Raw genomic sequence first — 23,996 nt, 5'->3', positions numbered from 1 at the left:
TTTTAAATATTTTTTATTTTCTTTTTTCAAGCTTTCTCTCAACGAGTCAGCTCATCAATAATACCATTTTGTTTTATCTTTGTCAACTGTTTTTTTACAATTTTTTCAAAGTTTTTTTCAGGTTCTTTTATTCCCTTCGGTACTATATACAGTGTTCTCCTTGCATCGCCATATATGACATTTAAGAATACGTAAAACTACCGGACATCCGGTAGTTTTCAAGATAACACTTAACGGAGAAAGAGGGATTTGAACCCTCGCGCCGGTTTCCCGACCTACACCCTTAGCAGGGGCGCCTCTTCAGCCTCTTGAGTATTTCTCCTGACTCTGAATTTGACTGTTTGCACAGCGTTTATTCATTTCTTACTTGATAATGCGAAATTTATTATACTAAACCATTTATATAATGTCAACCACTAAATTCGTTTTTTTCAACCTTTTTAGACACCTTTTTTAATCTTTCTCTATTTTTGTTTTTTTCTCTATCGTTTCCCGAATCCTTTCCTGAACAACTGCCGCAATTTCCGTTGTCTTCATATCTTTATATTCATCATAATAAAGCGGAGGCAAAAAGGAAACATGAACAGTTACCGGCTGAATCGAATTTGTATCAAAAGGTTTGAACGAATCAATCAACGCCACCGGAACGATCGGGCAGTGCGCCTTGGTTGCCGCTTTAAAGCTTCCTCCTTTAAATGTACCGATTTGATTTCCATTCCGAGAACGTGTTCCTTCAGGAAAAATAATATAATTTCTCCCAGACTGCACTTCTTTTGACACATTCATAATCACCTGCATCGCCTGCCGCACATCTTCCCTGTCAATCATATAAGCCTTTGTGCACGCGAAAACCTGTTTCAAAAACTGGATATTAGCAACTTCTTTTTTTGCCACAACCGAAATAGGAACAGGACATACATCCATAATTGCCAAAACATCATACATTCCCTGATGGTTCGGAAAAAACATGAACCCATTTTCTTTTGGAAGATTTTCTAACCCTTCTGCATCTATTGTTACATTTCCGCCTTTATTTGCTCTGCGGACAATATATTTAAGCATCTTGTAGTGTTCTTCTTCCGTATATTTATCTACATGCTGCGCATGATAACAAAGTTTGCACCACATAAACGGAACAAGGATTATGTTTCGGAATACCATCATTAATATTCTTTTCATATTTTTTGATACTCCTTTACTGCTGTTTCATAAAGGTTATTTCCCTCACAATCTACTACTACGATTACCGGGAAATTCTCTACCTCAAGCTTTCGAATCGCTTCCGTACCAAGATCTTCGTATGCAACAACTTCCGAAGATTTAATACATTTTGATAACAAGGCGCCTGCCCCTCCTACAGCAGCAAAATAAACCGCCCCGTTACGGACTACAGCCTCTATTACCTCCCTGCTTCTTTTTCCTTTTCCAATCATCGCCGCCATACCAAGATCCAATAACTCCGGAGCATACTTATCCATACGGCTTGCAGTTGTCGGTCCCGCCGATCCGATCGGACGTCCTTCCCTTGCCGGAGACGGCCCCATATAATATATCGCTTGTCCTTCTATATTAACCGGGAGACGTTCCCCTTCACGGAGCGCTTCGTACATTCGCTTATGTGCGGCATCACGCGCAGTATATATCGTACCTGTGATGTATACATAGTCTCCCGCTCTTAATTCCTTTGCCGCCTCTTTACTAATAGGCGCTGAAATATGTCGATCCATTTCTGTTCCCTTTCACCTGTGCCTTTTAGATCCGTCGTTTACCCTCTATCTTATAAAACCCGAACAACATGCCGGTTTACATGGCAGCATATATTCACTGCAACCGGCAGCCCCGCAATATGCGTCGGATAAGTATTAATATTTACCGCCAAAGCAGTCACTGTTCCTCCTAATCCACCAGGACCGATTCCAAGACAGTTGATCTTATCAAGCATTTCTTTTTCAAGTTCTTTTACATATGGAATATCGGAATTCTTCCCTACTTCCCGTGTAAGCGCTTCCTTTGCCATCAAAGCACACTTTTCAAACGTTCCTCCGATCCCTACTCCTACTACCAACGGAGGACATGCATTCGGTCCGGCATCTCTGACAGCCGTAAGGATTGCATCTTTTACCCCTTCAATCCCTTCTGCCGGCTTCAGCATAAATACACGACTCATATTCTCACTGCCGAAACCTTTCGAGGCAACTTTAATTTTTACTTGCTGTCCTTCTACAATCCGGGTATGAATTACTGCCGGAGTATTGTCTTTTGTATTTTCCCTCAAAATCGGATCTCCAACGACAGATTTTCTCAAAAACCCTTCTACATACCCTCGGCGCACACCTTCATTTACAGCATCTTCTAAACTTCCGCCTTCAAAATGTACATCCTGCCCTATTTCAAGGAATACAACCGCCATTCCTGTATCCTGACAGATCGGAATCATATCTGCAGCCGCAATTTCAAGATTCTCCTGAAGCTGCCCTAGAATCTGCCTTCCAAGCAAAGATTTCTCTTCTTCCTTCGCTGCTTTCAGCGCCTTCTCCATATCCGAAGAAAGGAAATGATTTGCCTCAATGCACATTTCTTTTATCGTTTCTGTAATTTTTTCTGTCTGAACTGTCCGTATCATAATTCAATCTCAATCTTTCTGTTTGTACGATGGTATTGATGATATCTAACCCCTGCCGCATCCATCATCCTCTTCGATGCAATAACGCTCGGGGTATGCGCATATTTATCGCAATCATATATGACTTCTTTAATTCCCGCCTGTATAATCGCTTTTGCACATTCATTACACGGGAAAAGCGAAACATAAAGCTTCGCTCCCGCCAAACTGCCCCCACTGTAATTCAAAATCGCATTCAATTCACTATGCGTAGAATATACATATTTTGTTTCAAGCGGATCTTCCCCGTCTCTCGTCCATGGAAATTCATCGTCTGAGCATCCTGATGGAAATCCATTATATCCCATAGACAGGATCTTATTGTCCTGGCTGACAATACAACATCCCACCTGTGTATTCGGATCTTTTGAACGCATACCCGAAAGCATTGCCACTCCCATAAAATACTCATCCCATGTCAAATAATCTGTTCTCTTCTCCGACATCGAACTACTCCTTTATCCACCGGTCTTTCTAACTCTGCTCCTATTTTGTTCCGAAAATACGATCTCCCGCATCTCCCAATCCCGGCACGATATATCCGTGATCATTGAGCTTTTCATCCAAAGCGCCGACATAAATATCAACGTCAGGATGCTCTTCCTGCATCTTTTTAATTCCTTCCGGAGCTGCAAGGATACATAAAAACCGAATGTGTTTTACCCCTTTTTCTTTCAGCATCCGAATTGCCGCCACACTGGAACCTCCAGTCGCAAGCATCGGATCAACTACGAACACTTCTCTTTCTTCGCAGTCTGCCGGAAGTTTACAATAATATTCTACAGGCTCTAATGTTTCCGGATCTCTGTAAAGTCCGATGTGTCCGACTTTCGCCGCCGGAATCAAAGACAACATTCCATCCACCATTCCGATACCTGCACGAAGAATCGGAACGATCGCCAGTTTTTTACCTGAAAGCATCTTTCCTGTCATCTCCATGATCGGAGTTTTAATCTGCACATCACTCATCTTTAAATCTCTCGTTGCTTCATAGCACATCAGCTGCGCGATTTCTCCAATCACTTCACGAAACTCTTTCGTTCCTACATTTTCCTGTCTTACATAATTGATCTTATGTGTGATCAACGGGTGATCCATCACGATTACTTTTCCAGTCATTTTTCTTCCTCCGCAATGTAATTTAATTTTTCTGCAAGTTCCTTAATCAAACTGCTCAACATCTCATAGCATTCCCCATATGCCGTCAGCGGTTTCCCGTATGGGTTCGGAATTTCTCCGCCTCTTCCAACAAATTCATTCAAAGTATAGACATTTCCCTTGTGTCCATATTCTGATAAAATCTTATACTTCTCATTCTCTTCAATCGTAAGCACAAGAGTATCGTCTCCCAAATCTTCCGGATCAAACTGTTTGGAAACATGATTTTCAAGCGTCATCTGCGCACTCTTCATGATCGCTTCTGCTTTCTGGTTCGCAGGCTCCGGGAACAATACAACCAACCCCCTCGAATCAATTACATACTCCTGAGCCAAATCCTCCTGTCGCAGCAATTCCGCCGCCATAGGAGCCCGAGCCGAATCTGTACCACTGACAAAAGTAATCCTCCGATATTTTTGACGTCTTGCAATCTCTGACGCCGAAAGGAATTCGTGCCCCGCCGCTTTTTCCAAGCGGTTCATAATCGCTTTTCCCATTCCTTGTGCTGCAAAAGATTCACTGTAGATTGCCTCTACTTCTTCCTCATCAAATTCTCTGAGCACTCTGTAAAGATTTCTTGCAATCGTTTTTTCATTTTCCCGCGTCCCGATATTCTTCACTACTCCATATTTATAGAAGGGAAGTGTTTCTGTCGTTGCGATAACCCCCACTTTCCTTCCTTCCTTATACGCCTGATATGCAAGCTGTCTGATTGCAAAAATCTCCTCTCGCAAATCCCCTTCCACAATCATCAGCTTTGCCTTCGGTGCATAATGCCTATACTTCATTCCCGGAGCTTTCGGAGCTTTTTTACTCTCCGCCCTGAGCAGAGTCTCATCGACATCCACTTTTCCGATCACCTCTTCAAACATCTCTCCTGTGATCGCCCCGGGTCGCAAGATCATAGGCGGAGAAACTGTCATATCGAGTATTGTCGACTCCAATCCGATCTCCACAGGTCCGCCGTCCAGGATCATGTCGATCTTTCCGTTCAAATCTTCCGCCACATGTTCTGCCAAAGTCGGGCTCGGTCTTCCTGATGTATTAGCGCTCGGCGCAGAGACAAATCCGCCTGCTGCCCGAATAAGAGCCCGCGCCACCTCATCGATCGGCATGCGAACCGCTACTGTATCCAGTCCTCCTGTCGTCCCATAAGGAACAATCTCACTTTTCTGAAAGATCATAGTCAGCGGTCCCGGCCAAAAATGTGCTGCAAGAGCGTCTGTTTCAGGCGGAATATTAATTGCAATCTTCCGCAGGTCTTCATACTCCGCTATATGCACAATAAGCGGATTATCCGACGGTCGCCCTTTTGCCGCATATGTTTTCATCGCCGCCTCCTCTTTAAGCGCATCCGCTCCAAGTCCATATACCGTCTCGGTCGGAAAGGCAACCAGCCCGCCATTTTGCAGGATCTTTCCCGCCGCTTCTATAACCTGTTCGTCAATTTTATTCTTATCGATCTTTTCTATTTTTGTTTCCATGCCCTATATTATAACATTATTTATTTCAAAAAAAAACTCTTAATTCCTTTTACGACAGCCTGCGCAATCTTTTCCTGATATGCCTCGTCAGAAAGTTTTTCTGCTTCCGCGTAATTACTCAAAAAGCCGCACTCCACAATCACTGTCGGAATCTCTGTCTTCTTTAATATATAATAAGTATTATTTGACTTTTCACGTTTTTTATTTTCCGGATCAACTTCTAAAAGAGCGTTCTGCAAAATTTCTGCCGCCGTCTTTCCCTCTTCCGATGTCGTATAATAAAACACCTGCGCTCCTGATACATTTTCCTCATGATAACTGTTTTGATGAATACTTACAGCAAGATCCGCATCCGATTCATTCATAATACGAACCCGCTCTTTCAGATCTCCGATCCGCGTTTCCGCCAGCCAGCCGTCATCTTTTCTCGTCATGATCACTTCGATTTTTTCTTTTTCAAGAAGCTTTTTTATCTTTTCTGCAACAGACAAATTCAATTCTTTTTCAACCGCTCCGTTCACCCCTGTCTTACCTCCGTCAGGTCCTCCATGTCCTGCGTCCAAGACAACCTTTCTATTTCCTTTTTCACCGCCTGTCGCTGTTACTTTACCGGAACTTATTTCTTCACTCTCCGCAAATGTTTTCTTAAGTTCTCTTCCAGCCTTCGCACACAGGATCATAACCGCCGCAAGCAAAGCGATCATTGTCCCAAAAACAAATTTTTTCCGCATATAAAAACACCCTCCTTTTCCATATTCATATATATGCAAAAAGAGGATGTCCTTTTCAAATATTTTAATTTACATACTGCAAGATCAGATCCCACACACCGGAACCTTCCATTCCGAGACTCCACTCAGCAACACCGGCAAGTTGGTTTTCTTTGATGACTTTCAATTTTTCTTCTAACGACTGTGTATCTTCCAGCCAGATTTTATAGATTCCGCCATCTCCTTCCCACTCGGCATAATTCTGCTTTGTTTTATCATCCCATACTGTCTGTGCTCCCATTGATGAAACCAGTTCCGCCGCATCATCCATTCCATAAGCAGAACTTGTCACTTTATTCGGATACATCTCAGCTTCTGTTCCTTTTTCAGATTCAAGTTCCTCCTCCGTCTTTGGAGTTTCAAGCCATAGACGGGTATAGAACGGGACACCTGCAATTAATTTGTCGGCAGGAACCGATCTGAGCGCCTCTGTTATTCCGTCCTCCAAGTAACCGATCGAAGCAACCGATCCCGCTTCATAAGAACCGTCTGTATGCTCATCATATCCCATAATGACAACATAATCTGCCACCGCCGCCTGTTCTTTAATATCATAATGCGCATTATACGGCTGCGGAACATAATTATCCACCGAAAAGACGAGTCCGTTCTGTCGGCATTTTACAGACAATTCCCTGACAAACTGAACGTAATGCGGTCCGCACTCGTCAGACACAAGTTCAAAATCAAGGTTGATTCCATCCACTCCGGTCTCAAGAGCTTTCGATATTACCTGATTGATCAGTTTTGCTCGTTTTGATGTATAACTCAATACCTGGTATGTCTCTTCGTAAGAATTGACACCACCGTGGAAATCCCGAAGTACCGCCCACACTTCCAAATTCGACTGATGTGCATAATTCACATAATTAGAATCCGCAAGAGACGTGATATTTCCCTCAGTATCCGCAAGACTAAACCAAGTCGGAGCAATCGTATTCAGTCCCTTTGTCGATGCGATCGTTTCTAAAATATAACTATTGGCATCTGTATTGGAAACATTATGCCATGCCATATTAATGGTATAATTTTCCGAAATATTCGTATATTCCGGTTCTTCAAATTCATGTGATACCATTTCTTTCTTTATATCCCGAAGGGCATTCGTTTGCACATATCCGATAAATCCGTCCTTCGTAGCCACTTTCATCCAATCATCCTCGTCATCAAGAACGATCACTTTATCGGATTTCTTTACTTCTGTCAATATCGGACTTTTCACACCGCCCTGATAACGAACCTGTGTATCCCGTTTGATCGAAGCAGACTTCTTTTCACCCCATTCCGAGGTGATCACTACCCTCGTCGGGTTATCATACACTTCATATTCCATATTTGTGTATTGCTGGATAAACGGAAGGGCTATATATGCAATCTTTCCTTCTGTCTTCAGGATCACATAATCTTCGCTCTTCTTCTCCGTTATGTCTGTATATTCTTTACTGCCTACTGCTGCCGAAACACTGCCGCCCGGAAGTGTATAAAGCAGAACATTCTCATTGGAGTCCCAATAAAACCGTTTATTGATCCGATTATGAGCGACAGAATATTCGATATAATACTGACCTTCATAAATCTTTATCGGATCGGGTGTTGCCTCTTCGGATATATCCTGAGACTGCTTCACAACCTGATTATTGATCACAAGCGCCGGATCATTCTCTGATTCCACTCCATAATATTGTTTCAAATCGGCTTTCTCATTCGTTGAACCGTATCTTTTCCAGATAACAAATCCGCCAATCGCAACTATGATCAACAGGAAAAACAAGAACCACCGGATAATTGCATTCCTTCTTCTCCTTCTCGCCCTGCTGCTTTTCCTTACAGGTCTTCTGTTCTGTCTCGGGCTTCCGCCCGTCGGTCTTGCTCCGTTTTGTCCCGAACGTTTCGTCGGTTTTTGGACATTTCCTTCAGGACGTCTTTTTCGGACGTCTGCCGCCTGACTGCGCCCTCTAGCATCCCGTTTTTCTCTTTCGTCCATGCCGTACCTCCTACTAGCAATTATACGCGTACATTATACCACACTTTTATCACGCGTCATTAATAATTTGCCTCTTTCAACAGATTTTAGACAGATTTTAGACATGTTTTTTACAGAACCTTTTCTTCGTCCGGTATTAAGGGGTAACTTCATCCCGAAAGTGTTCGTTAATATCCGTAAATCTAAGCGTCTCTATATTGCCATCCCCGCTCATAGTATAGTCCCGCATATATGTCCCGGCTTCTTTTACCATATGTGCCGTCACGATCTGAAGCGGACTCGCCTGATATCCGTCTAGCAGCATATCAATCCCCCGCTTCTCGTATTTTTCCAGCTCCATATATAATTCCGCATATTCCGTTTCATCCATTTTCATTTCTTGTAATACTCCTTTCCATGTAACCGTGATAAATATAAGTTCCCGCCTGTTATGTATCTGTTCGGAGGGTTGTGACATACATTCGGAATACAGGCAGGCCAAAAGACAGTCGATACGGAAATAAGAGTTCGTTTTCATCTCTTCCCCCTTTCATTTTATTTACTTATCAGAGCATACCATCTTTTGTAAGTGCCATTATATTGTTCGCTTTTTGTATTTTCAATGTGTTTTTTGTTCATAAGTACATGGGATTTGTTGATAAGTCTTTACATCCTTTTCTTTTTTGTTTATACTTATTTTGAGGATATGTATCTATTTTTATTCGCGATGCATATTATCTTATATAGTATAAAGGATGTGATTATATGAAGATTGAGAAACTCAATGAAAATCAGATTCGTTGTACATTGACGCATGCTGATCTGGCAGCGCGCCATCTGAAGCTAAGTGAGCTCGCTTACGGCACAGAAAAAGCGAAATCTTTGTTTCGCGATATGATGCAGCAGGCAGCATTTGATTTCGGATTTGAAGCAGAAAATATTCCGCTGATGATAGAGGCCATCCCTTCATCCGCTGATTCTATCGTCCTGATTATAACTAAGGTCGAAGACCCGGAAGAATTGGATACCCGTTTTTCAAAATTTACACCGGCCGGAACCCCGGATCCACTGAATTCTGAAACATTGGAAAAACTTCAGGGAGCAGATGAATTTCTGAATCTCCTGAATAAGGTGAAAGAAGCGGCAGCCGCAACATCAGCTCCTGTCGAAGAATCAGAGCCTGCAGTTCCGTTTTCAGTGCGTTTGTTTTCATTCTCTTCACTGGACGGTGTGATTGAAGCTGCGAAATTAATTGCTCCCGCTTATCATGGAGCAAATACTTTATATAAGGATGAAAGCACCGAGATGTTTATTCTCGCCCTTGCGCAGTCTGAACATACTTCCGGCGAATTCAACAAGATCTGTAACATGCTTTCTGAATACGGTTCTCCTGAAAAGGCAGACGCTTCCGTACTTGCATTTCTTGAAGAGCACTGCACAATCCTTATATCGTCAGATGCAGTATGTAAATTATCCGCTTTATAAACTCTTGTGCGGATCACGAATCTTATGCGAAGTTTTCCCTTCTTCGCACTTATACACAATATAGGGGAAAAAAGAGGCTGTGCTTACGACTTATCATCGTATGGCACAGCCTTTTTATGCAGATCTTTTTATACAGTTCTTACTTTCCCATTGCCTTTGCAGCAGCATTGATCTTTTCTACAAGAAGTCCACAGTCGATTCCATGAACCATCGCCGCTTCTTCTAATGTCTCCATCTGAGACGCCGGGCATCCGAGACAGTGCATTCCAATCTCCATAAGGATCGGTGCGCTTTCCGGAAATTCATTAATAAGTTCTCCGATTTTTGTATCTTTTGAAAATTCTGCCATTTTATTTTCCTCCTTGGATTTCATGAAGCTATTATAATCCCTGTGCCGCAAATTATCAACAGTTTTCCCATCTGACGGCAGAGCAGATTTTTTTCACAAACGGTACTTTGTATCCGCCTCAAATTGTCAGATATATTATTCTTTTATTTTTTGTTTTTTTGAATACTCAAAAGTCAATAATTTATCTGCGTTTTTTCGACATTTTCACATTTTCATCATAACTCACCAAAACATTCGTTCTTTTTTTAACATAAAGTAATCCACCGAAAACATATGTTTTTGTGTGGATAATGTGGATAACTTTGTGGGAAATCCGACTTTTTCCACCTTTTTCGTTGTTTTCAATGTGGATAAGTTGAAAACTTTCCTTTTTTCATTTTCGACAATTTTTTACAAATAAATACAAATTTGTGCATTTTGCTTATTTTTTGACTCTTTATGTCGAAAACGGGAAACCTGTATTTTTTCATCAAAATACAGATTTCCCATCTCTGAAAATTCTGTCACAGAACACGCCGCACCGCAATGATATCTGTATAAGTCGCGCTGCATATTCCTATTCCGTCCGTTTCATTCATCGCATTCACGATCGTTCCGTCACCCATATATAATCCAACATGACCATCGTACAAAATCAAGTCACCTGGAAGCGCTTCTTCATAGCTGACCGCATATCCTGAATTTACCATATCATACGTCGTCCTCGGAAGGCTGACTCCAAACTGCGCATAAACCGACTGCACAAAACCTGAACAATCCGCTCCGTCAGTCAAACTTGTTCCTCCCCACACATAAGGATTTCCAATAAACTGACAGGCATAATCTACAACCGCCTGCCCCATTGTATCCGGCGCTGACAAATCTGCATTCTGCCTTCTCTGTACAGCTATCCCTGTCGGTCTTGTCCCATATCTTCCGTCTGTGCTGTATCCGGCATCTGCCTGCTGTTTTTTTGCTTTCTCCTCAAGAAGCCGCTGTTCTTCTTCCTCTTTTGTCTCCCCATAAGAATAAGAGGTTTCTTCAATTACATACTCTCCTGAGACCCAGCCGCTTTTCCCTTCTATATTGACAGGATACCAACCGTCTATAGCCTCTCCTGTCACTTCATATACTTCATCTTTTTTTATCTGTGTCAGGATATCCGTATCTGTTCCTCTGCCTTCCCGCACATTCAACACATATGCCGAGACCGTCACAGTATCTTTCTTATATCCGTCTGCGCGCGCCTGCGCTTCACTCCCTGTAAAAAGCGCATCCTCAGGCACATACCCTTCCACCGAGCCAGAACGGATCTTTGTCCATCCATCCAAATATTCCAGCACCTGGGCCGCTGAATCTTGATAAAGTTTCCCGACCCAGTCGCTGTCATTATTCGGGGCGCTTCTGATATAAGTGAATTCCTCCGTATCAGAAAACGCCATATTCCAATACTCACCCTCTTCTGTTGGTACAAGATAGAGATTTATATTTTCTTTTACTTCTGTCTCGTAACATTTCTCCAGTACCGATTCAATCCCCGATGCCTGTATAAACGGCTGCTGCTCTGTCTTTTCCGCCGCTGATACTTCCAGCACGCTCCCCGGGATCAGAAACATCCCTGCTGCCGCAAAAAGAATGCCTCCAGCTTTTGTGTGTGGTTTTTCCATGTAAAACCTCCTTTATATTTCAGTCAAAATCCTTGTTGCATTTATCTTTTGTAGGAAGCTTTAAATGTTACACATTTGTTAAATTTGTTACATCGTCATTATATCAATTCACTATTTATTTGTCAACTGCTCTTCCGTTTTTTTCATTGACACCTATCGACAATAAGCTTCTATATAATTCTTTTTTCTTTTCTCACCCATTTATTTCATTAACTATTTTGTAACATTTTATCATAAATATTCGCATTTCAAAAAATTTTCTTTTTTGTTCTATTTTTATCTCTTCCTATATACAAGAAAAAATGTATGCCCTCATACCACCTCAGACGCTGTTTTACTTTTTATATTTTTTTCAAAATAATTATTGACAAATCAATTTTTTTGTATTATATTCTAATTACAGTAATCGTTATTATTATTTATTGAATGACGGTTCTCAGTTAGTTATGAAAGGGGGATTCCCATTGGCAGCTTTAAAATATAGTAGGCAACGAGAATCCATCAAGCATTACCTTATGACGACAAAAGAACATCCGACTGCCGATACTGTTTATATGCATGTGAAGAAAGAATTTCCAAACATCAGTCTTGGCACAGTCTACAGAAATTTGAATCTGCTGACTGATATCGGAGAAGCCGTAAAGATATCGACCCCGGATGGGGGAGATCGATTTGATGGACGGATCGAACCGCATAATCACTTTCTTTGTGAAGAGTGCGGACGGTTACTGGATTTGGATCTGGACATGAAAAGCATTGAAGAGGTCAATCACCTCGCAGGCAAGAATTTTGACGGTATGATCACTTCCAGTTCCACCTTGTTTTTTGGTAAATGCGGTGACTGCATTAAAAAGTCATAACAAATAAACAACACATTTTTTAAGAAAAGGAGATTAAAATTATGAAAAAATTCGTATGTACAGTATGTGGTTATGTTTTCGAGGGAGAAGCAGCTCCGGCAGAATGTCCGGTTTGCCATGCAGGCGCAGATAAATTCAAAGAGCAGACAGGCGACAGAGAATGGGCTGCTGAGCACGTTGTAGGTGTTGCACAGGGCGTTAGTGAAGATATCCTTGCAGACCTGAGAGCAAACTTCGAGGGTGAGTGTACAGAAGTTGGTATGTACCTTGCAATGGCAAGAGTTGCACACAGAGAAGGATATCCGGAAATCGGTCTGTACTGGGAGAAAGCAGCTTGGGAAGAGGCTGAGCATGCTTCTAAATTCGCTGAACTTCTCGGTGAAGTTGTTACAGACAGCACAAAGAAAAACCTTGAGATGCGTGTAGATGCAGAGAACGGCGCTACAGCAGGTAAATTCGACCTTGCAAAACGTGCAAAAGCTGCTAACCTTGATGCAATCCACGACACAGTTCATGAGATGGCAAGAGACGAAGCTCGTCACGGAAAAGCATTCGAAGGACTTCTTAAGAGATACTTCGGTTAATCCAAGATTTAAAAGATTTAAAAGATATGTAAATCTTAAAAGGCGTTGGCATTTTTGCCGACGTCTTTTTTTGTTTTATGTGCAATCTTTTTGTTTTATGTGCAATCTTTTTGTTTTATGTGCAATCTTTTCTTGTAACTTTTTCTGTATCTAGTATAATAGAAAGAAAAGGACAAAAAACGAGGTGCTATCATGAGAAATTTTATTGGTGTTGACTTAGGCGGAACAAATATCCGCGCAGCGATCGTTTCCGAAGACGGAACAATCAAATGTATGAAAAAATCAGAGAGTCACCCTGAACGCGGTGCAGAAGCTGTTATGGAAACAATGATCTCCCTGATCGAAAGTCTGGACGGTTATGAAGAATGTGAAGGTATCGGTATGGGAATCCCCGGACCGATCGACACGATCAACGGTAAGATCATCGTTTCTACAAACCTTCCGAAGCTGATCGGTTTCCCGATTGCAGAATATATCGAGAATCATTTCCATAAACCGACATTCATGGATAACGATGTTAAAGTTGCCGCTCTCGGTGAAGCCGTACAGGGCGCAGGAAAAGGATATCCGATCGTTTACTATGTAACGATCTCAACCGGAGTCGGCGGCGCTCTTGTCATTGATCAGAAAGTAATCAGTGGTCAGAACGGTCATGCAGGCGAGATCGGAAATATCTGCATCGACAGAAATCGTGAAAAATACAATATTCTGAACGTAGGAGCAGTTGAAAATGAAGCCAGCGGAACAGCCGTTACCAGAAAAGGAAAAGCAATCTTCGGCGACAAAGTCAACCACGCAGGTGATGTATTTGACCTTGCCCGCTCAGGAGACGAACAGGCTCTTAAGATCGTAGACGATATGGCTTATGATCTTGCAATGATGTTCTCTGCAATCGGACATATTATTGACCCGCATGTATTTGTTGTTGGTGGCGGAGTTATGAAAGGAAAAGACGTATTCTTTGAAAAAATGGAATCCTATTATCGTTCCATGATCCATGTCGGCATGCAGCCGGTTGTGTTCAAAGAAGCGCTTCTTGATGAGCCTGGAATTATCGGCGCTGCAATGCTTCCAATGACACATTTAAAATAAACGGCTTGTAAACCTTACATAAACATTCTTTTTTCATAGAAACTTTTTCCAAAAGAGAAACTGAGCACGACCTAACTCATTGAGTTGTTGATCATGCTCAGTTTTTCTTTTCTGCTCATTTGCTTAATCTCCCATTCACGCCGCATCGCTTCTTGTTTTGTAGAAAATTCCTCCTTATAAACAAGTATAACCGGACGGCGCGCTTTTGTATATTTTGCGCCCCGTCCTGCATTGTGATCTTCAATCCTTTTTTCAAGATTATTTGTCCAGCCCGTATAAAGAGAGCCGTCACTGCACTTTACTATATAGATATAATTCATTTCTTTCCATTCACTTCTTTTGCTATTCCATAAAATTCATCGGATCGACCGGTTCTCCATCTTTTAACACCTGAAAATACAAGTTTGTTCCTTCAACACTGTAATATTTCGTCGGTTCATTCAAACTTCCGATCGGCTCTCCTGCCGCAATGTAATCTCCGGCTTGAACTTGTACGTCTTTTAACTGCCCATATACAGCCGAATATCCATTTCCCATATCCAATGTAACCGTAAGTCCCGTCTCTGCCGATTCTTCGATCGCCGATACTGTTCCTGCTGCAGATGCATTGATCGTCTCACCGATCTCTCCTGCAATGATCATCGCCGGATTATACTTATACTGTTCCAGCGTCTGAAAAAATACGGTCTGATCCATACTGTATCCGTTGATCACAGCGCCGCTTGCAGGCCACGCAAGAACACTTTCCTCTGAAAACCAAAGACTCGATGCTCCGCTTCCGGTCTCCTGTACTCCAGTTTCCGTTCCCTCTGCTCCCGGTACATCTTCCTGCTCTTCCTGTGCATTTCCGTCCATACTGTCCGATTCCGGCAAAAAGATCTCATCTGTCGTTGTTTCTTCTGTTTTATCTTCTGCAAATTCTTCCGCCTGTTTCTCTGCTTTTGCCATCTGCTCACGCATATCTTTTTTGTAGTTTCCGACCGTATATGTCCCTACGATCGCCAAAACTGCTGTAAAGCAGACCACAACGCCAACGGCAGCGCCTTTTCCTTTTAAAAAGGACGTTTTTTCATTTTTATTCATTATCATCACCTCTGGCTATATTTTTGCCTGAAAATGATAACTTTATTCCGTCCTTTCAAAAAAAGATTTTCTTATTTCACAACTGATTATAACTACTTTATTTCTTTTTTGCAACGAAATGTGTATCTTCGGCAAGTTCTGTTCCTTCATAAAAAAATTTCAAAATCTCCTGATATGTTTTCCCCTCTCGCGCCATTTCATTTGCAGTCCAGCAGCTCAATCCCATGCCATGCCCATTTCCTGTCGTTGTGATCTTTATTTTCTCACCGGACTTTGCAAGTGAAAAAGAACTTGAAGGAAGGGACATCGCATCTCGAAATTGATCTCCGGTACAAATTGTTTCCCCCATTCGAAGTTTTCCTACATATCCCGCCGAGTCATATTCTAAGATTTCAAAATCTTCAAATGTATATCCTGCTGCCGCCTTTTCTCCATCTGTTTCTGCCGCCAAAAAATTACGGCACTTTTTCTGTATTTCGGCATAAGAAAATATAAACACACCAATCTCATCTTTCGCTTCTTTATCCGCCGGACATTCTTTTTCCACAAGATAGGGATAATCCGAACTTCCCATCACTTCTTTTGCGCTTCTTGACATTCCTCCGTTTGACCTGTGAAAAGGAGTCCATGCATATGATCCATTATAAAGCAACACTTCATTTTCTGTCTCTTCCACCGCTTCTCTGTACTTTTTATACTGTTTTTTATATTGTTCAATCGGCCATTGTTCCTGCATTTCTTTCCTTGATAAATAGTCGATGTCAAGAACGACATCCGATTCGTTTAATCCATTTTCCTGTGTCTTCCCGTTCAGTCCTCGACATACCTGCGTCCGCACAAGAACTGCCTGCGCCTTTAACGCTTCCTGTTCAGTATCTGCCGGAACATCCTTTGCCAGCACTCCGGTAAGATATTCTGTCCACTCTACTTCCGCAATTTCGTCCGCCTCTTCTTCGTTCGGCACTTTTACTCTGACATAAAAATTTTCCTTCTTTGTGTTTTCCAGATCTACTCCATTTACAAACACAGCGACAATATACGGAAGCAGAATCAAAATAATAAGAAACGCTGCCGCAGATTTGAATTTTTGTTCTATCACATATTTTCTCATCAAAAAAACAGCCCTCCATATTTCTATCATATGAAGCGCTGTTTTTTTTATAACTTTTTTACCGGACAAACGGTCTCTTTCTCATAACAAACAGGCATATTGCCTCGTATATCGGTACCAGCGATGATAATACAGCATGAACAATCGGCATATTTCCTTCCGAGAAATTCTCGTAAATCTGTTTATCGACCAGTATATTCAGCGCGATCTGAACAGCGCCAAATAGAACTGATACAATGATCACAATAAAATATATAAAGAAAAACGCAAGCACACTCATCCCTGCTCCTGCCACATTTCTATTTATGGCACTTCCTGCCAACGTCACTCCGGCGCCAAACACCATCACCATCGTATAGATACCGATCGCACCTCCATAAACCATCGGAAGAAGAAGTTTCCACAAACCTGGATTTTTAATTTCTGTATTTTTCAGTCTGATCGGACCTGCCATATTTCCATGATAATACGTTCTCGCAAAAGGTACAAATGCCATCCATGCATCTGCTTTTCCCATTCGCTTTGCGATTGTATACAGACCAAATGAATGCAGAAGATAACTTCCAAGTACAAATACAAGAAGCGTTACCATAATCACAAGCCAAAGTGAAGCAAACACTACTACAAACATCTCGCCTGCTTCCGACGGATGATACTGATACTCGTATTCATATGCATAGTCATACATATTATTCATCCCTACACCTCCTTATCCCTTTCCGGATCGGTCGGGCAACTCTTTTTACTCTTCAATCGGCTCAACTTTTACTTTCTCCAATTTCCAAATATCTTTTACATATTCTTCGATTGTTCTGTCAGATGAAAATTTTCCGCTGCATATCGTATTCATCATCGCCATTCTTGACCATCTCTGCTGATCTCTGTAAGCTTCCTCCACACGTTTCTGTGCCTCTGCATAAGAACGGAAATCTTTCAGAATAAAGTAAGTATCTGCCTTATCTGTACACTGCGTATTCAGCAGAGAATTATACAGGTTCTTATACATCTCATGATCGCCGTTTGCATATGTGCCGTCCATCAACTGATCGATCACACGTTTTAATTCCCAATCGTTAAAGTAGATATCTGTCGGATTATATCCGCCGTTATTCTCATAATTAATAACTTCTTCTGAACTCAAACCGAAGATAAAGGCATTCTCTGCTCCTACTTCCTGCACGATTTCCACATTTGCTCCGTCCATAGTTCCAAGAGTCGGCGCGCCATTCAACATAAATTTCATGTTTCCTGTTCCTGACGCCTCTTTTGAAGCTGTAGAGATCTGCTCGCTCACATCTGCGGCCGCAAAAATAATCTCTGCATTTGACACACGGTAATCTTCAATAAATACGACTTTCAATTTTCCATTGATGCTTCGGTCATTATTTACAACATCTGCTACGGAGTTGATCAGTTTGATCGTCTCTTTCGCTCTCAAGTATCCGGCAGCCGCTTTCGCTCCGAAAATAAATGTTCTCGGGTAGAATGACATCTCCGGATGTTCTTTAATCTGATTATAGAGATACATAATATGCAGAATATTGAGAAGCTGACGTTTATACTCATGGAGACGTTTTACCTGAACATCGAAGATCGAACGAGGATCAACTTCAATTCCATTGTGCTCTTTAATATATTTGGCAAGACGTACTTTGTTCTCGTATTTAATCTGCATAAATTCACGTCTGGCGTTCTCATCGTCTACATACGGTCTGAGTTTTCCGATCTGAGACAGATCTGTGATCCATCCGTTTCCGATCTTATCTGTAATCCAGTCTGCAAGCAACGGATTTCCGTGTGCAAGAAATCTTCTCTGTGTGATACCGTTTGTTTTATTGTTGAATTTCTCCGGCATCATCTCATAAAAATCACGCAGCTGCTGTGTTTTCAAAATATCTGTATGAAGTTTTGCAACACCATTTACAGAAAATCCTGCAATAATCGCCATGTTCGCCATGCGTACCTGACCGTCTCTTAAGATCGCCATTTTCTTTACTTTATGCTCATTTCCCGGATACATCTCATTTACTTTGATCAGGAATCTTCTGTCGATCTCCTGTACGATCTGGTAAATACGCGGAAGCAGTCTTGAAAACAGGTCGATTGGCCATTTCTCAAGAGCCTCTGCCATAATTGTATGATTTGTATAAGCACATGTTTTGCTTGTTACATCCCATGCCTCTTCCCAGCTTAATCCTTCCTGGTCGATAAGAAGTCTCATCAATTCCGGAACAGCAACTGTCGGATGTGTATCGTTCATCTGAATGATTACTTTTTCATGCAGTTTGCGGATATCAGAATGTTTTTTCTTATATTTCGCGATCAACGCCTGCAAACTTGCCGAAATAAAGAAATACTGCTGTTTCAGACGAAGTTCTTTTCCCGAATAATGATTGTCATTCGGATAGAGCACATCAACGATCAGTTTTGCAAGGTTCTCCTGCTCTACCGCTTTATGATAATTTCCTCTGTCGAATTCATCCAGCTTAAAGTCTGTAATTGCTTTGGCATCCCACACACGAAGTGTATTCACAACATGGTTTCCGTATCCTACGATCGGCATATCATACGGGATTGCAAGAACAGATTCATAATTTTCCTGTACGAATTTTGCTTTTCCTGTTTCCGGATCTTTCTCAAAACGAATATTTCCACCAAAGCGGACTTCTTTTGCATACTCTTCTCTTCTGATCTCGAACGGATTTCCCTCTTTCAACCAGTTATCCGGCACTTCCACCTGATATCCGTCTTTAATCTTCTGCTTAAACATTCCGTAACGATAACGGATTCCACATCCATATGCCGGATAGTTTAACGTTGCAAGAGAATCTAAGAAGCAGGCAGCCAAACGTCCAAGTCCTCCGTTTCCAAGCGCTGCATCCGGCTCTTCATCCTCAATAGCATTCAGATCGATATTCATCTCTTCCAATGCTTCTTTTACTTCTTTGTACGCCGTCAGATTGATCAGGTTATTGCCGAGCGCACGCCCCATTAAAAATTCCATCGACATATAATATACTGTCTTAGCATCAGCCTCGTCATACGCTTTCTGGGTCGCGATCCAATCGTCCATAACTACATCTTTTACAGCATAAGATACTGCCTGAAAGATCTGCTGAGGAGTTGCCTCGTCAATCGTCTTTCTATACAGTGTCTTAATATTCTCTTTTACGGTTTCCTTAAATGTTTCTTTCTCAAATCCTTTATTATGCATAGCTCTATTCCCTTCCTTTTGACACACCTCGGCACATCCCGATCTATTCGTCCCCCGGATGCGCCGCGGCAGTTACACACGCTTAAAACGTCTGTTTTTCAACGCCCATTATAACACTTTCTCCGTTGATCTTCCACTCTTTCACATAACCTGCCGGCTCTGCCTTTACAACTGCATCCGCAAGCACTTCCCCGCTGATCTGTGAACTGTATTTTTCAAAGACTGCTTCTGCCTTCTCACTTCCGTTATATGTGACTTTAATGCGGTCCATAACTTCAAAGTCTGCCTCTTTTCTCATCGTCTGCACTTTGCTGATAATCTCTCTTACAAAGCCTTCTTCAAGAAGTTCCGGCGTCAGATTCGTATCAAGAACAACTGTGATTCCGTTGTCATTTTCAGATACATAGCCTTCGATCTGTGCAGTATCGATCAGCAAATCTTCTTTGAAAAGTGTAATCTCCTGTCCGTTTACATCAAGCTTAAGCGCTCCCGACTCATTGAGTTCATCCATCGCAGCATTTCCGTCTACGCTGTCAAGAGCCGCTTTGATTCCACCTAACAGTTTACCATATTTCGGACCGACAGTCTTCAGCTGCGGTTTAAAACTATACGAAGTAAAGTCTCTTACATCGTCTGTAAATTTAACATTCTTTACATTCAGCTCATCCGTCACAATGTCCTGATAAAACTCAGGAAGATTGAATCCGGCTTTTACAAACATCTGACCGATCGGCTGACGATTCTTAATATTCGACGTATTTCTGCAGGCGCGTCCCATAACGACAAGTTTCAGGACATGCTCCATGTTCTGCTCAAGCTCTGTGTCGATCTGATCCTCATTCACTTCCGGGAACATGCACAAATGAATGCTTTCCGGCGCTGTTTGATCAATACTTCTTACAAGGTTCTGGTAGATTTCCTCTGTCATAAACGGAATCATCGGAGCCGCTGCTTTTGATACGGTAACAAGCGCTGTATACAATGTCATGTATGCGTTGATCTTATCCTGCTCCATTCCCTTTGCCCAAAAACGTTCACGGCTTCTTCTTACATACCAGTTACTCATATCGTCTACAAATTCCTGAAGAGCGCGGGCAGCCTCTGGAATCCGATAGTTTCCGAGGTTTGTATCTACTGTTTTTACCATTGTATTCATTTTTGATAAAAGCCATTTATCCATAACAGATAATTTATCATATTCTAATTCATATTTCGTTGCATCGAACTGATCGATATTCGCATACAGAACAAAGAATGCATAGGTGTTCCAAAGTGTTCCCATAAATTTTCTCTGTCCTTCCACTACGGCTTTTCCGTGGAAACGATTCGGAAGCCATGGTGCGCTGTTTACATAGAAATACCAGCGGATCGCATCTGCCCCGTATTTCTCAAGAGCATCGAACGGATCAACTGCATTTCCTTTTGATTTACTCATCTTCTGTCCATTCTCATCCTGAACATGGCCAAGCACGATTACGTTCTTATACGGCGCTTTGTTAAACAGAAGCGTAGAGATTGCAAGCAAGGAATAGAACCATCCTCGTGTCTGGTCTACCGCCTCCGAAATAAAATCAGCCGGGAACTGTCTCTCGAATAATTCTTTATTTTCAAATGGATAGTGATGCTGTGCAAACGGCATTGATCCGCTGTCAAACCAGCAATCGATCACTTCAGGAACACGATGCATCTCTTTCCCGCACTTCGGACATTTGATCGTCACCGCATCAATATACGGACGGTGAAGTTCGATATCATCCGGGCAATTACCGGACATTTCTTTTAACTCCTCAATACTTCCGATCGAATGCATATGTCCGCATTCACATTCCCAGATATTAAGAGGCGTTCCCCAGTAACGGTTACGGCTGATACCCCAATCCTGCACGTTTTCAAGCCAGTCACCGAAACGTCCTTTTCCAATGCTTTCCGGAATCCAGTTGATTGTATTATTATTTGCAATCAAATCATCTTTTACCGCTGTCATCTTAATAAACCATGATTCACGAGCATAGTAAATCAATGGCGTATCACATCGCCAGCAATGAGGATAACTATGTTCAAACTTCGGTGCGTCATAGAGAAGACCTCTTTCATCAAGATCTTTAAGAACTTCTGGATCTGCTTTCTTTACAAATAATCCTGCAAACGGCGTCTCCTCTGCCATATTTCCTTTTTCATCTACAAGCTGTACAAACGGAAGTCCATATTTTCTTCCTACATTTGCATCGTCTTCACCAAATGCCGGAGCAATATGAACAACTCCTGTACCGTCTGTCAATGTAACATACTCGTCACATACAACATAAAATGCTTTTTTATTCTGTTTCTGTGCACAGTCTGCCGCGCATTGATAAAGCGGCTCATACTCTTTTCCTTCCAGTTCTGTTCCTTTATATGTCTCAAGCACTTCATAAGCGGCTTTCCCTTCTTCTGCCAATCTTCCAAGAACTGTGTCAAGAAGGGCACATGCCATATAATAAACATTTCCATCCGCAGCTTTTACTTTCGCATAATCTTCTTTCGGATTTACACAAAGTGCAAGGTTCGAAGGCAATGTCCACGGAGTTGTCGTCCATGCAAGGATGTATGCATCCTCGTCTTTTACCTTAAATCGAACGATAGCCGAACGTTCTTTCACATCCTTGTATCCCTGAGCAACTTCCTGTGCTGAAAGAGGCGTCCCGCATCGCGGGCAGTACGGCACGATTTTAAACCCTTTGTAAAGAAGGCCTTTATCCCAGATCTGTTTCAGCGCCCACCATTCCGACTCGATAAATGAATTATGATATGTGACATAAGGGTTCTCCATATCAGCCCAGAAACCTACTGTTCCTGAAAAATCCTCCCACATTCCTTTGTATTTCCAAACGCTTTCCTTACATTTGTCAATAAACGGCTCTAACCCATATTCTTCGATCTGGTCTTTTCCGTCAAGTCCAAGCATCTTTTCAACTTCCAATTCTACCGGAAGGCCATGTGTATCCCAGCCCGCTTTTCTCGGAACCATACTTCCTTTCATTGTGCGGTAACGTGGAATCATATCCTTAATAACACGAGTAAGCACATGACCGATGTGCGGCTTTCCGTTCGCTGTCGGAGGTCCGTCATAGAAAATATAATCCGGGCATCCTTCCCGTTCTTCCATACTTTTCTCAAAAATGTGATTATCGTCCCAAAACTTTTCAACTTGTTTTTCACGATCGACAAAATTCATGTCTGTAGAAACTTTTTTGTACATGATTTCTTTCCTTTCTTATATTCTTATATGTTAAGATCCAAGAATTCCGCTGCAGCGAAATTCTGCACATCCGGCAAACATTTGCTTTTTCAAATATACCATCGTGCGACCCTCGGAGTTTTTATATTACTTCTCAACTGCAAAAGTCTTTCTGAATAATATAAAAAGCTTTCGCCCTGTAATAGGACGAAAGCTTATTCTCCGTTTTTAACCACCTGTTACAACATACTTGAATCATCCTTTATTATCATTCGGCAAAAGCAATAATCCAAAACACTTCCTTTGATCTGTCCCTTGCTCCGCTTCTCTGTCATATAAACTTTGATCCGCATATGGTGTCCTGTAACGTCGGACTTACGTCGGCTCTTACTTCCTTTCTTCTATTTCAGAAGCCGCGGCTCAGAAGTGATATTCAGCATCTGTCTACCGGTATCGGGCTTGCACCATCCCCGACTCGCTGCAACATTCGATCAGATCTTACTGTCTCCGTCACTGCCTTTTTCTTCATATTTTTAATATGTCGCATAAAATATTATAAAAAAAATATGAATATTAGTCAAGGTGATTTTTCACTGATTACAGAACAGCTCATTTTTCAATTTTTTAATGTTTTCTTCTATCACGGCAATAATCTCCCGAAATTCTTCATCACTTTTTCCCGTAGGATCTTCAAGTTCCCAGTTATCATCAAATGGTCTTCCGATAAACGGACACTCAACTCCACATCCCATCGAAATCACAATATCAGGTGAAGGAATCTTATCAATCACTTTAGAATACTGTGTTTGTTGCATATCAATATTATACAATTCTTTCACGATACGAACCGCATCTTGATTGATCTGCGGTTTTGTTTCTGTCCCAGCCGAATAACTTTCAAATACATCTGAAGCAAAATGTTTTCCAAGCGCTTCTGCAATCTGACTTCTGCATGAATTATGCACACAGATAAAAGCTACTTTTAATTTATTCGGTTTGCCCAATCCAGCGGTTTTCTTCTTTTTATTCAATTCATTTACCATGTGCGTTTACCTCATTAAACGGACACGCCCCATGAAGGCATTGATTATTTTGCTCTGAACGAGTACATATCACATCCGCTGCTTCCATCTTTATGCCAAGCTTTTCCTCCGTAAATTTCACCGCTTCAATAATAGATAAATAAGAATCCCGTTTACAACATCTCGGACCGCCTGTGCTGGTTGTAGTTTACGCAAATTGTGATATGTATTCCCCAATATCTATGGGGAGTTAGAAATGTATTGAGATTAGATAGCCTTTTTCTCCAAGTCCTCAC

Annotated in this window: 22 protein-coding genes, 1 tRNA gene and 1 pseudogene; 4 read left to right on the top strand and 20 right to left on the bottom strand. The window is 41.8% G+C overall.

Annotation, left to right across the window (positions count from 1 at the left end; all coding sequences use genetic code 11):
* Positions 1-234: 234 nt before the first annotated feature.
* The 10 genes from RCH61_RS09170 to RCH61_RS09125 all read right to left on the bottom strand — a co-directional run bounded on the left by RCH61_RS09170 (position 235) and on the right by RCH61_RS09125 (position 8,434).
* Positions 235-322: transfer RNA gene (locus RCH61_RS09170), tRNA-Ser, on the bottom strand.
* Between the two features lie 131 nt (positions 323-453).
* Positions 454-1,179, bottom strand: coding sequence for a lysophospholipid acyltransferase family protein (locus RCH61_RS09165; RefSeq protein ID WP_178006245.1), 726 nt, complete (start codon positions 1,177-1,179; stop codon positions 454-456).
* A complete protein-coding gene (locus tag RCH61_RS09160) occupies positions 1,176-1,727 on the bottom strand; it encodes a Fe-S-containing hydro-lyase (protein ID WP_178006244.1) in 552 nt (183 codons plus the stop codon). Before RCH61_RS09160 ends, RCH61_RS09165 begins: the two co-directional genes overlap by 4 nt.
* 50 nt (positions 1,728-1,777) lie before the next feature.
* Positions 1,778-2,623, bottom strand: coding sequence for a fumarate hydratase (locus RCH61_RS09155; protein WP_178006243.1), 846 nt, complete (start codon positions 2,621-2,623; stop codon positions 1,778-1,780).
* Positions 2,620-3,108 (bottom strand): deoxycytidylate deaminase, encoded by a 489-nt coding sequence (locus RCH61_RS09150; RefSeq protein WP_178006242.1) that lies wholly within the window; start codon positions 3,106-3,108, stop codon positions 2,620-2,622. The genes RCH61_RS09155 and RCH61_RS09150 overlap by 4 nt, the downstream gene beginning before the upstream one ends.
* A 40-nt stretch (positions 3,109-3,148) precedes the next feature.
* On the bottom strand, positions 3,149-3,781 hold the full coding sequence (upp, locus tag RCH61_RS09145; RefSeq protein ID WP_178006241.1) for a uracil phosphoribosyltransferase: 633 nt from the start codon (positions 3,779-3,781) through the stop codon (positions 3,149-3,151).
* Positions 3,778-5,304, bottom strand: coding sequence for an L-threonylcarbamoyladenylate synthase (locus RCH61_RS09140; RefSeq protein WP_306480519.1), 1,527 nt, complete (start codon positions 5,302-5,304; stop codon positions 3,778-3,780). Before RCH61_RS09140 ends, upp begins: the two co-directional genes overlap by 4 nt.
* 20 nt (positions 5,305-5,324) lie before the next feature.
* Positions 5,325-6,035, bottom strand: coding sequence for an N-acetylmuramoyl-L-alanine amidase (locus tag RCH61_RS09135; protein ID WP_306480518.1), 711 nt, complete (start codon positions 6,033-6,035; stop codon positions 5,325-5,327).
* Between the two features lie 64 nt (positions 6,036-6,099).
* Positions 6,100-8,058 (bottom strand): glycosyl hydrolase family 18 protein, encoded by a 1,959-nt coding sequence (locus RCH61_RS09130; RefSeq protein WP_306480517.1) that lies wholly within the window; start codon positions 8,056-8,058, stop codon positions 6,100-6,102.
* Between the two features lie 136 nt (positions 8,059-8,194).
* Entirely contained in the window at positions 8,195-8,434 is a 240-nt protein-coding gene (locus tag RCH61_RS09125) for a hypothetical protein (RefSeq protein ID WP_306480516.1), read from the bottom strand.
* Positions 8,435-8,802: 368 nt separating this feature from the next.
* On the opposite strand from RCH61_RS09125, the gene RCH61_RS09120 reads away from it, so the two are divergent.
* On the top strand, positions 8,803-9,522 hold the full coding sequence (locus RCH61_RS09120) for an adaptor protein MecA (protein WP_306480515.1): 720 nt from the start codon (positions 8,803-8,805) through the stop codon (positions 9,520-9,522).
* A gap of 139 nt (positions 9,523-9,661) precedes the next feature.
* Here RCH61_RS09120 and RCH61_RS09115 read toward each other — a convergent pair whose 3' ends face one another.
* Both RCH61_RS09115 and RCH61_RS09110 read right to left on the bottom strand, forming a co-directional pair.
* Positions 9,662-9,871: a DUF1858 domain-containing protein gene (locus RCH61_RS09115; protein ID WP_306480514.1), complete on the bottom strand. Its 210-nt coding sequence runs from the start codon at positions 9,869-9,871 to the stop codon at positions 9,662-9,664.
* Positions 9,872-10,374: 503 nt separating this feature from the next.
* Complete coding sequence (locus RCH61_RS09110; RefSeq protein WP_306480513.1) at positions 10,375-11,517, bottom strand: C40 family peptidase; 1,143 nt, start codon at positions 11,515-11,517, stop codon at positions 10,375-10,377.
* Between the two features lie 464 nt (positions 11,518-11,981).
* Between RCH61_RS09110 and RCH61_RS09105 the strand changes: the two genes are divergently transcribed.
* The 3 genes from RCH61_RS09105 (at position 11,982) to RCH61_RS09095 (ending at position 14,053) form a co-directional block, all read left to right on the top strand.
* Complete coding sequence (locus RCH61_RS09105; protein ID WP_306480512.1) at positions 11,982-12,377, top strand: Fur family transcriptional regulator; 396 nt, start codon at positions 11,982-11,984, stop codon at positions 12,375-12,377.
* Positions 12,378-12,418: 41 nt separating this feature from the next.
* The gene (locus tag RCH61_RS09100) at positions 12,419-12,961 is read left to right on the top strand and encodes an NADH peroxidase (protein WP_306480511.1); all 543 of its coding nucleotides are present in this window, start codon (positions 12,419-12,421) and stop codon (positions 12,959-12,961) included.
* Between the two features lie 192 nt (positions 12,962-13,153).
* Complete coding sequence (locus RCH61_RS09095) at positions 13,154-14,053, top strand: ROK family protein (RefSeq protein WP_306480510.1); 900 nt, start codon at positions 13,154-13,156, stop codon at positions 14,051-14,053.
* Positions 14,054-14,124: 71 nt separating this feature from the next.
* Here the strand turns inward: RCH61_RS09095 and RCH61_RS09090 are convergent, their stop codons facing one another.
* The 8 genes and pseudogenes from RCH61_RS09090 to RCH61_RS09910 form a co-directional block, all read right to left on the bottom strand.
* Positions 14,125-14,373, bottom strand: coding sequence for a GIY-YIG nuclease family protein (locus RCH61_RS09090; RefSeq protein WP_306480509.1), 249 nt, complete (start codon positions 14,371-14,373; stop codon positions 14,125-14,127).
* 22 nt (positions 14,374-14,395) lie between these two features.
* A complete protein-coding gene (locus tag RCH61_RS09085; RefSeq protein ID WP_306480508.1) occupies positions 14,396-15,136 on the bottom strand; it encodes a M23 family metallopeptidase in 741 nt (246 codons plus the stop codon).
* Positions 15,137-15,233: 97 nt separating this feature from the next.
* Positions 15,234-16,247: a SpoIID/LytB domain-containing protein gene (locus RCH61_RS09080; RefSeq protein WP_306480507.1), complete on the bottom strand. Its 1,014-nt coding sequence runs from the start codon at positions 16,245-16,247 to the stop codon at positions 15,234-15,236.
* A gap of 58 nt (positions 16,248-16,305) precedes the next feature.
* Positions 16,306-16,944, bottom strand: a complete 639-nt coding sequence (locus RCH61_RS09075; RefSeq protein WP_306480506.1) for a hypothetical protein — start codon at positions 16,942-16,944, stop codon at positions 16,306-16,308.
* Positions 16,945-16,989: 45 nt separating this feature from the next.
* Complete coding sequence (locus RCH61_RS09070) at positions 16,990-19,461, bottom strand: glycogen/starch/alpha-glucan phosphorylase (protein ID WP_306480505.1); 2,472 nt, start codon at positions 19,459-19,461, stop codon at positions 16,990-16,992.
* An 82-nt stretch (positions 19,462-19,543) separates the two neighbouring features.
* Positions 19,544-22,699 (bottom strand): isoleucine--tRNA ligase, encoded by a 3,156-nt coding sequence (gene ileS / locus RCH61_RS09065; RefSeq protein WP_306480504.1) that lies wholly within the window; start codon positions 22,697-22,699, stop codon positions 19,544-19,546.
* A gap of 569 nt (positions 22,700-23,268) precedes the next feature.
* Positions 23,269-23,721, bottom strand: coding sequence for an arsenate reductase ArsC (locus tag RCH61_RS09060; protein WP_306480503.1), 453 nt, complete (start codon positions 23,719-23,721; stop codon positions 23,269-23,271).
* A pseudogene (locus RCH61_RS09910) lies at positions 23,711-23,887 on the bottom strand (DUF5714 domain-containing protein); the annotation flags it as partial. The gene RCH61_RS09060 and the pseudogene RCH61_RS09910, both read right to left, overlap by 11 nt.
* Positions 23,888-23,996 lie beyond the last annotated feature (109 nt).

This window comes from Mediterraneibacter sp., from assembly GCF_030825015.1.
Lineage (GTDB): Bacteria > Bacillota > Clostridia > Lachnospirales > Lachnospiraceae > Mediterraneibacter.
This window is presented reverse-complemented; position numbering and strand designations above follow the sequence as displayed.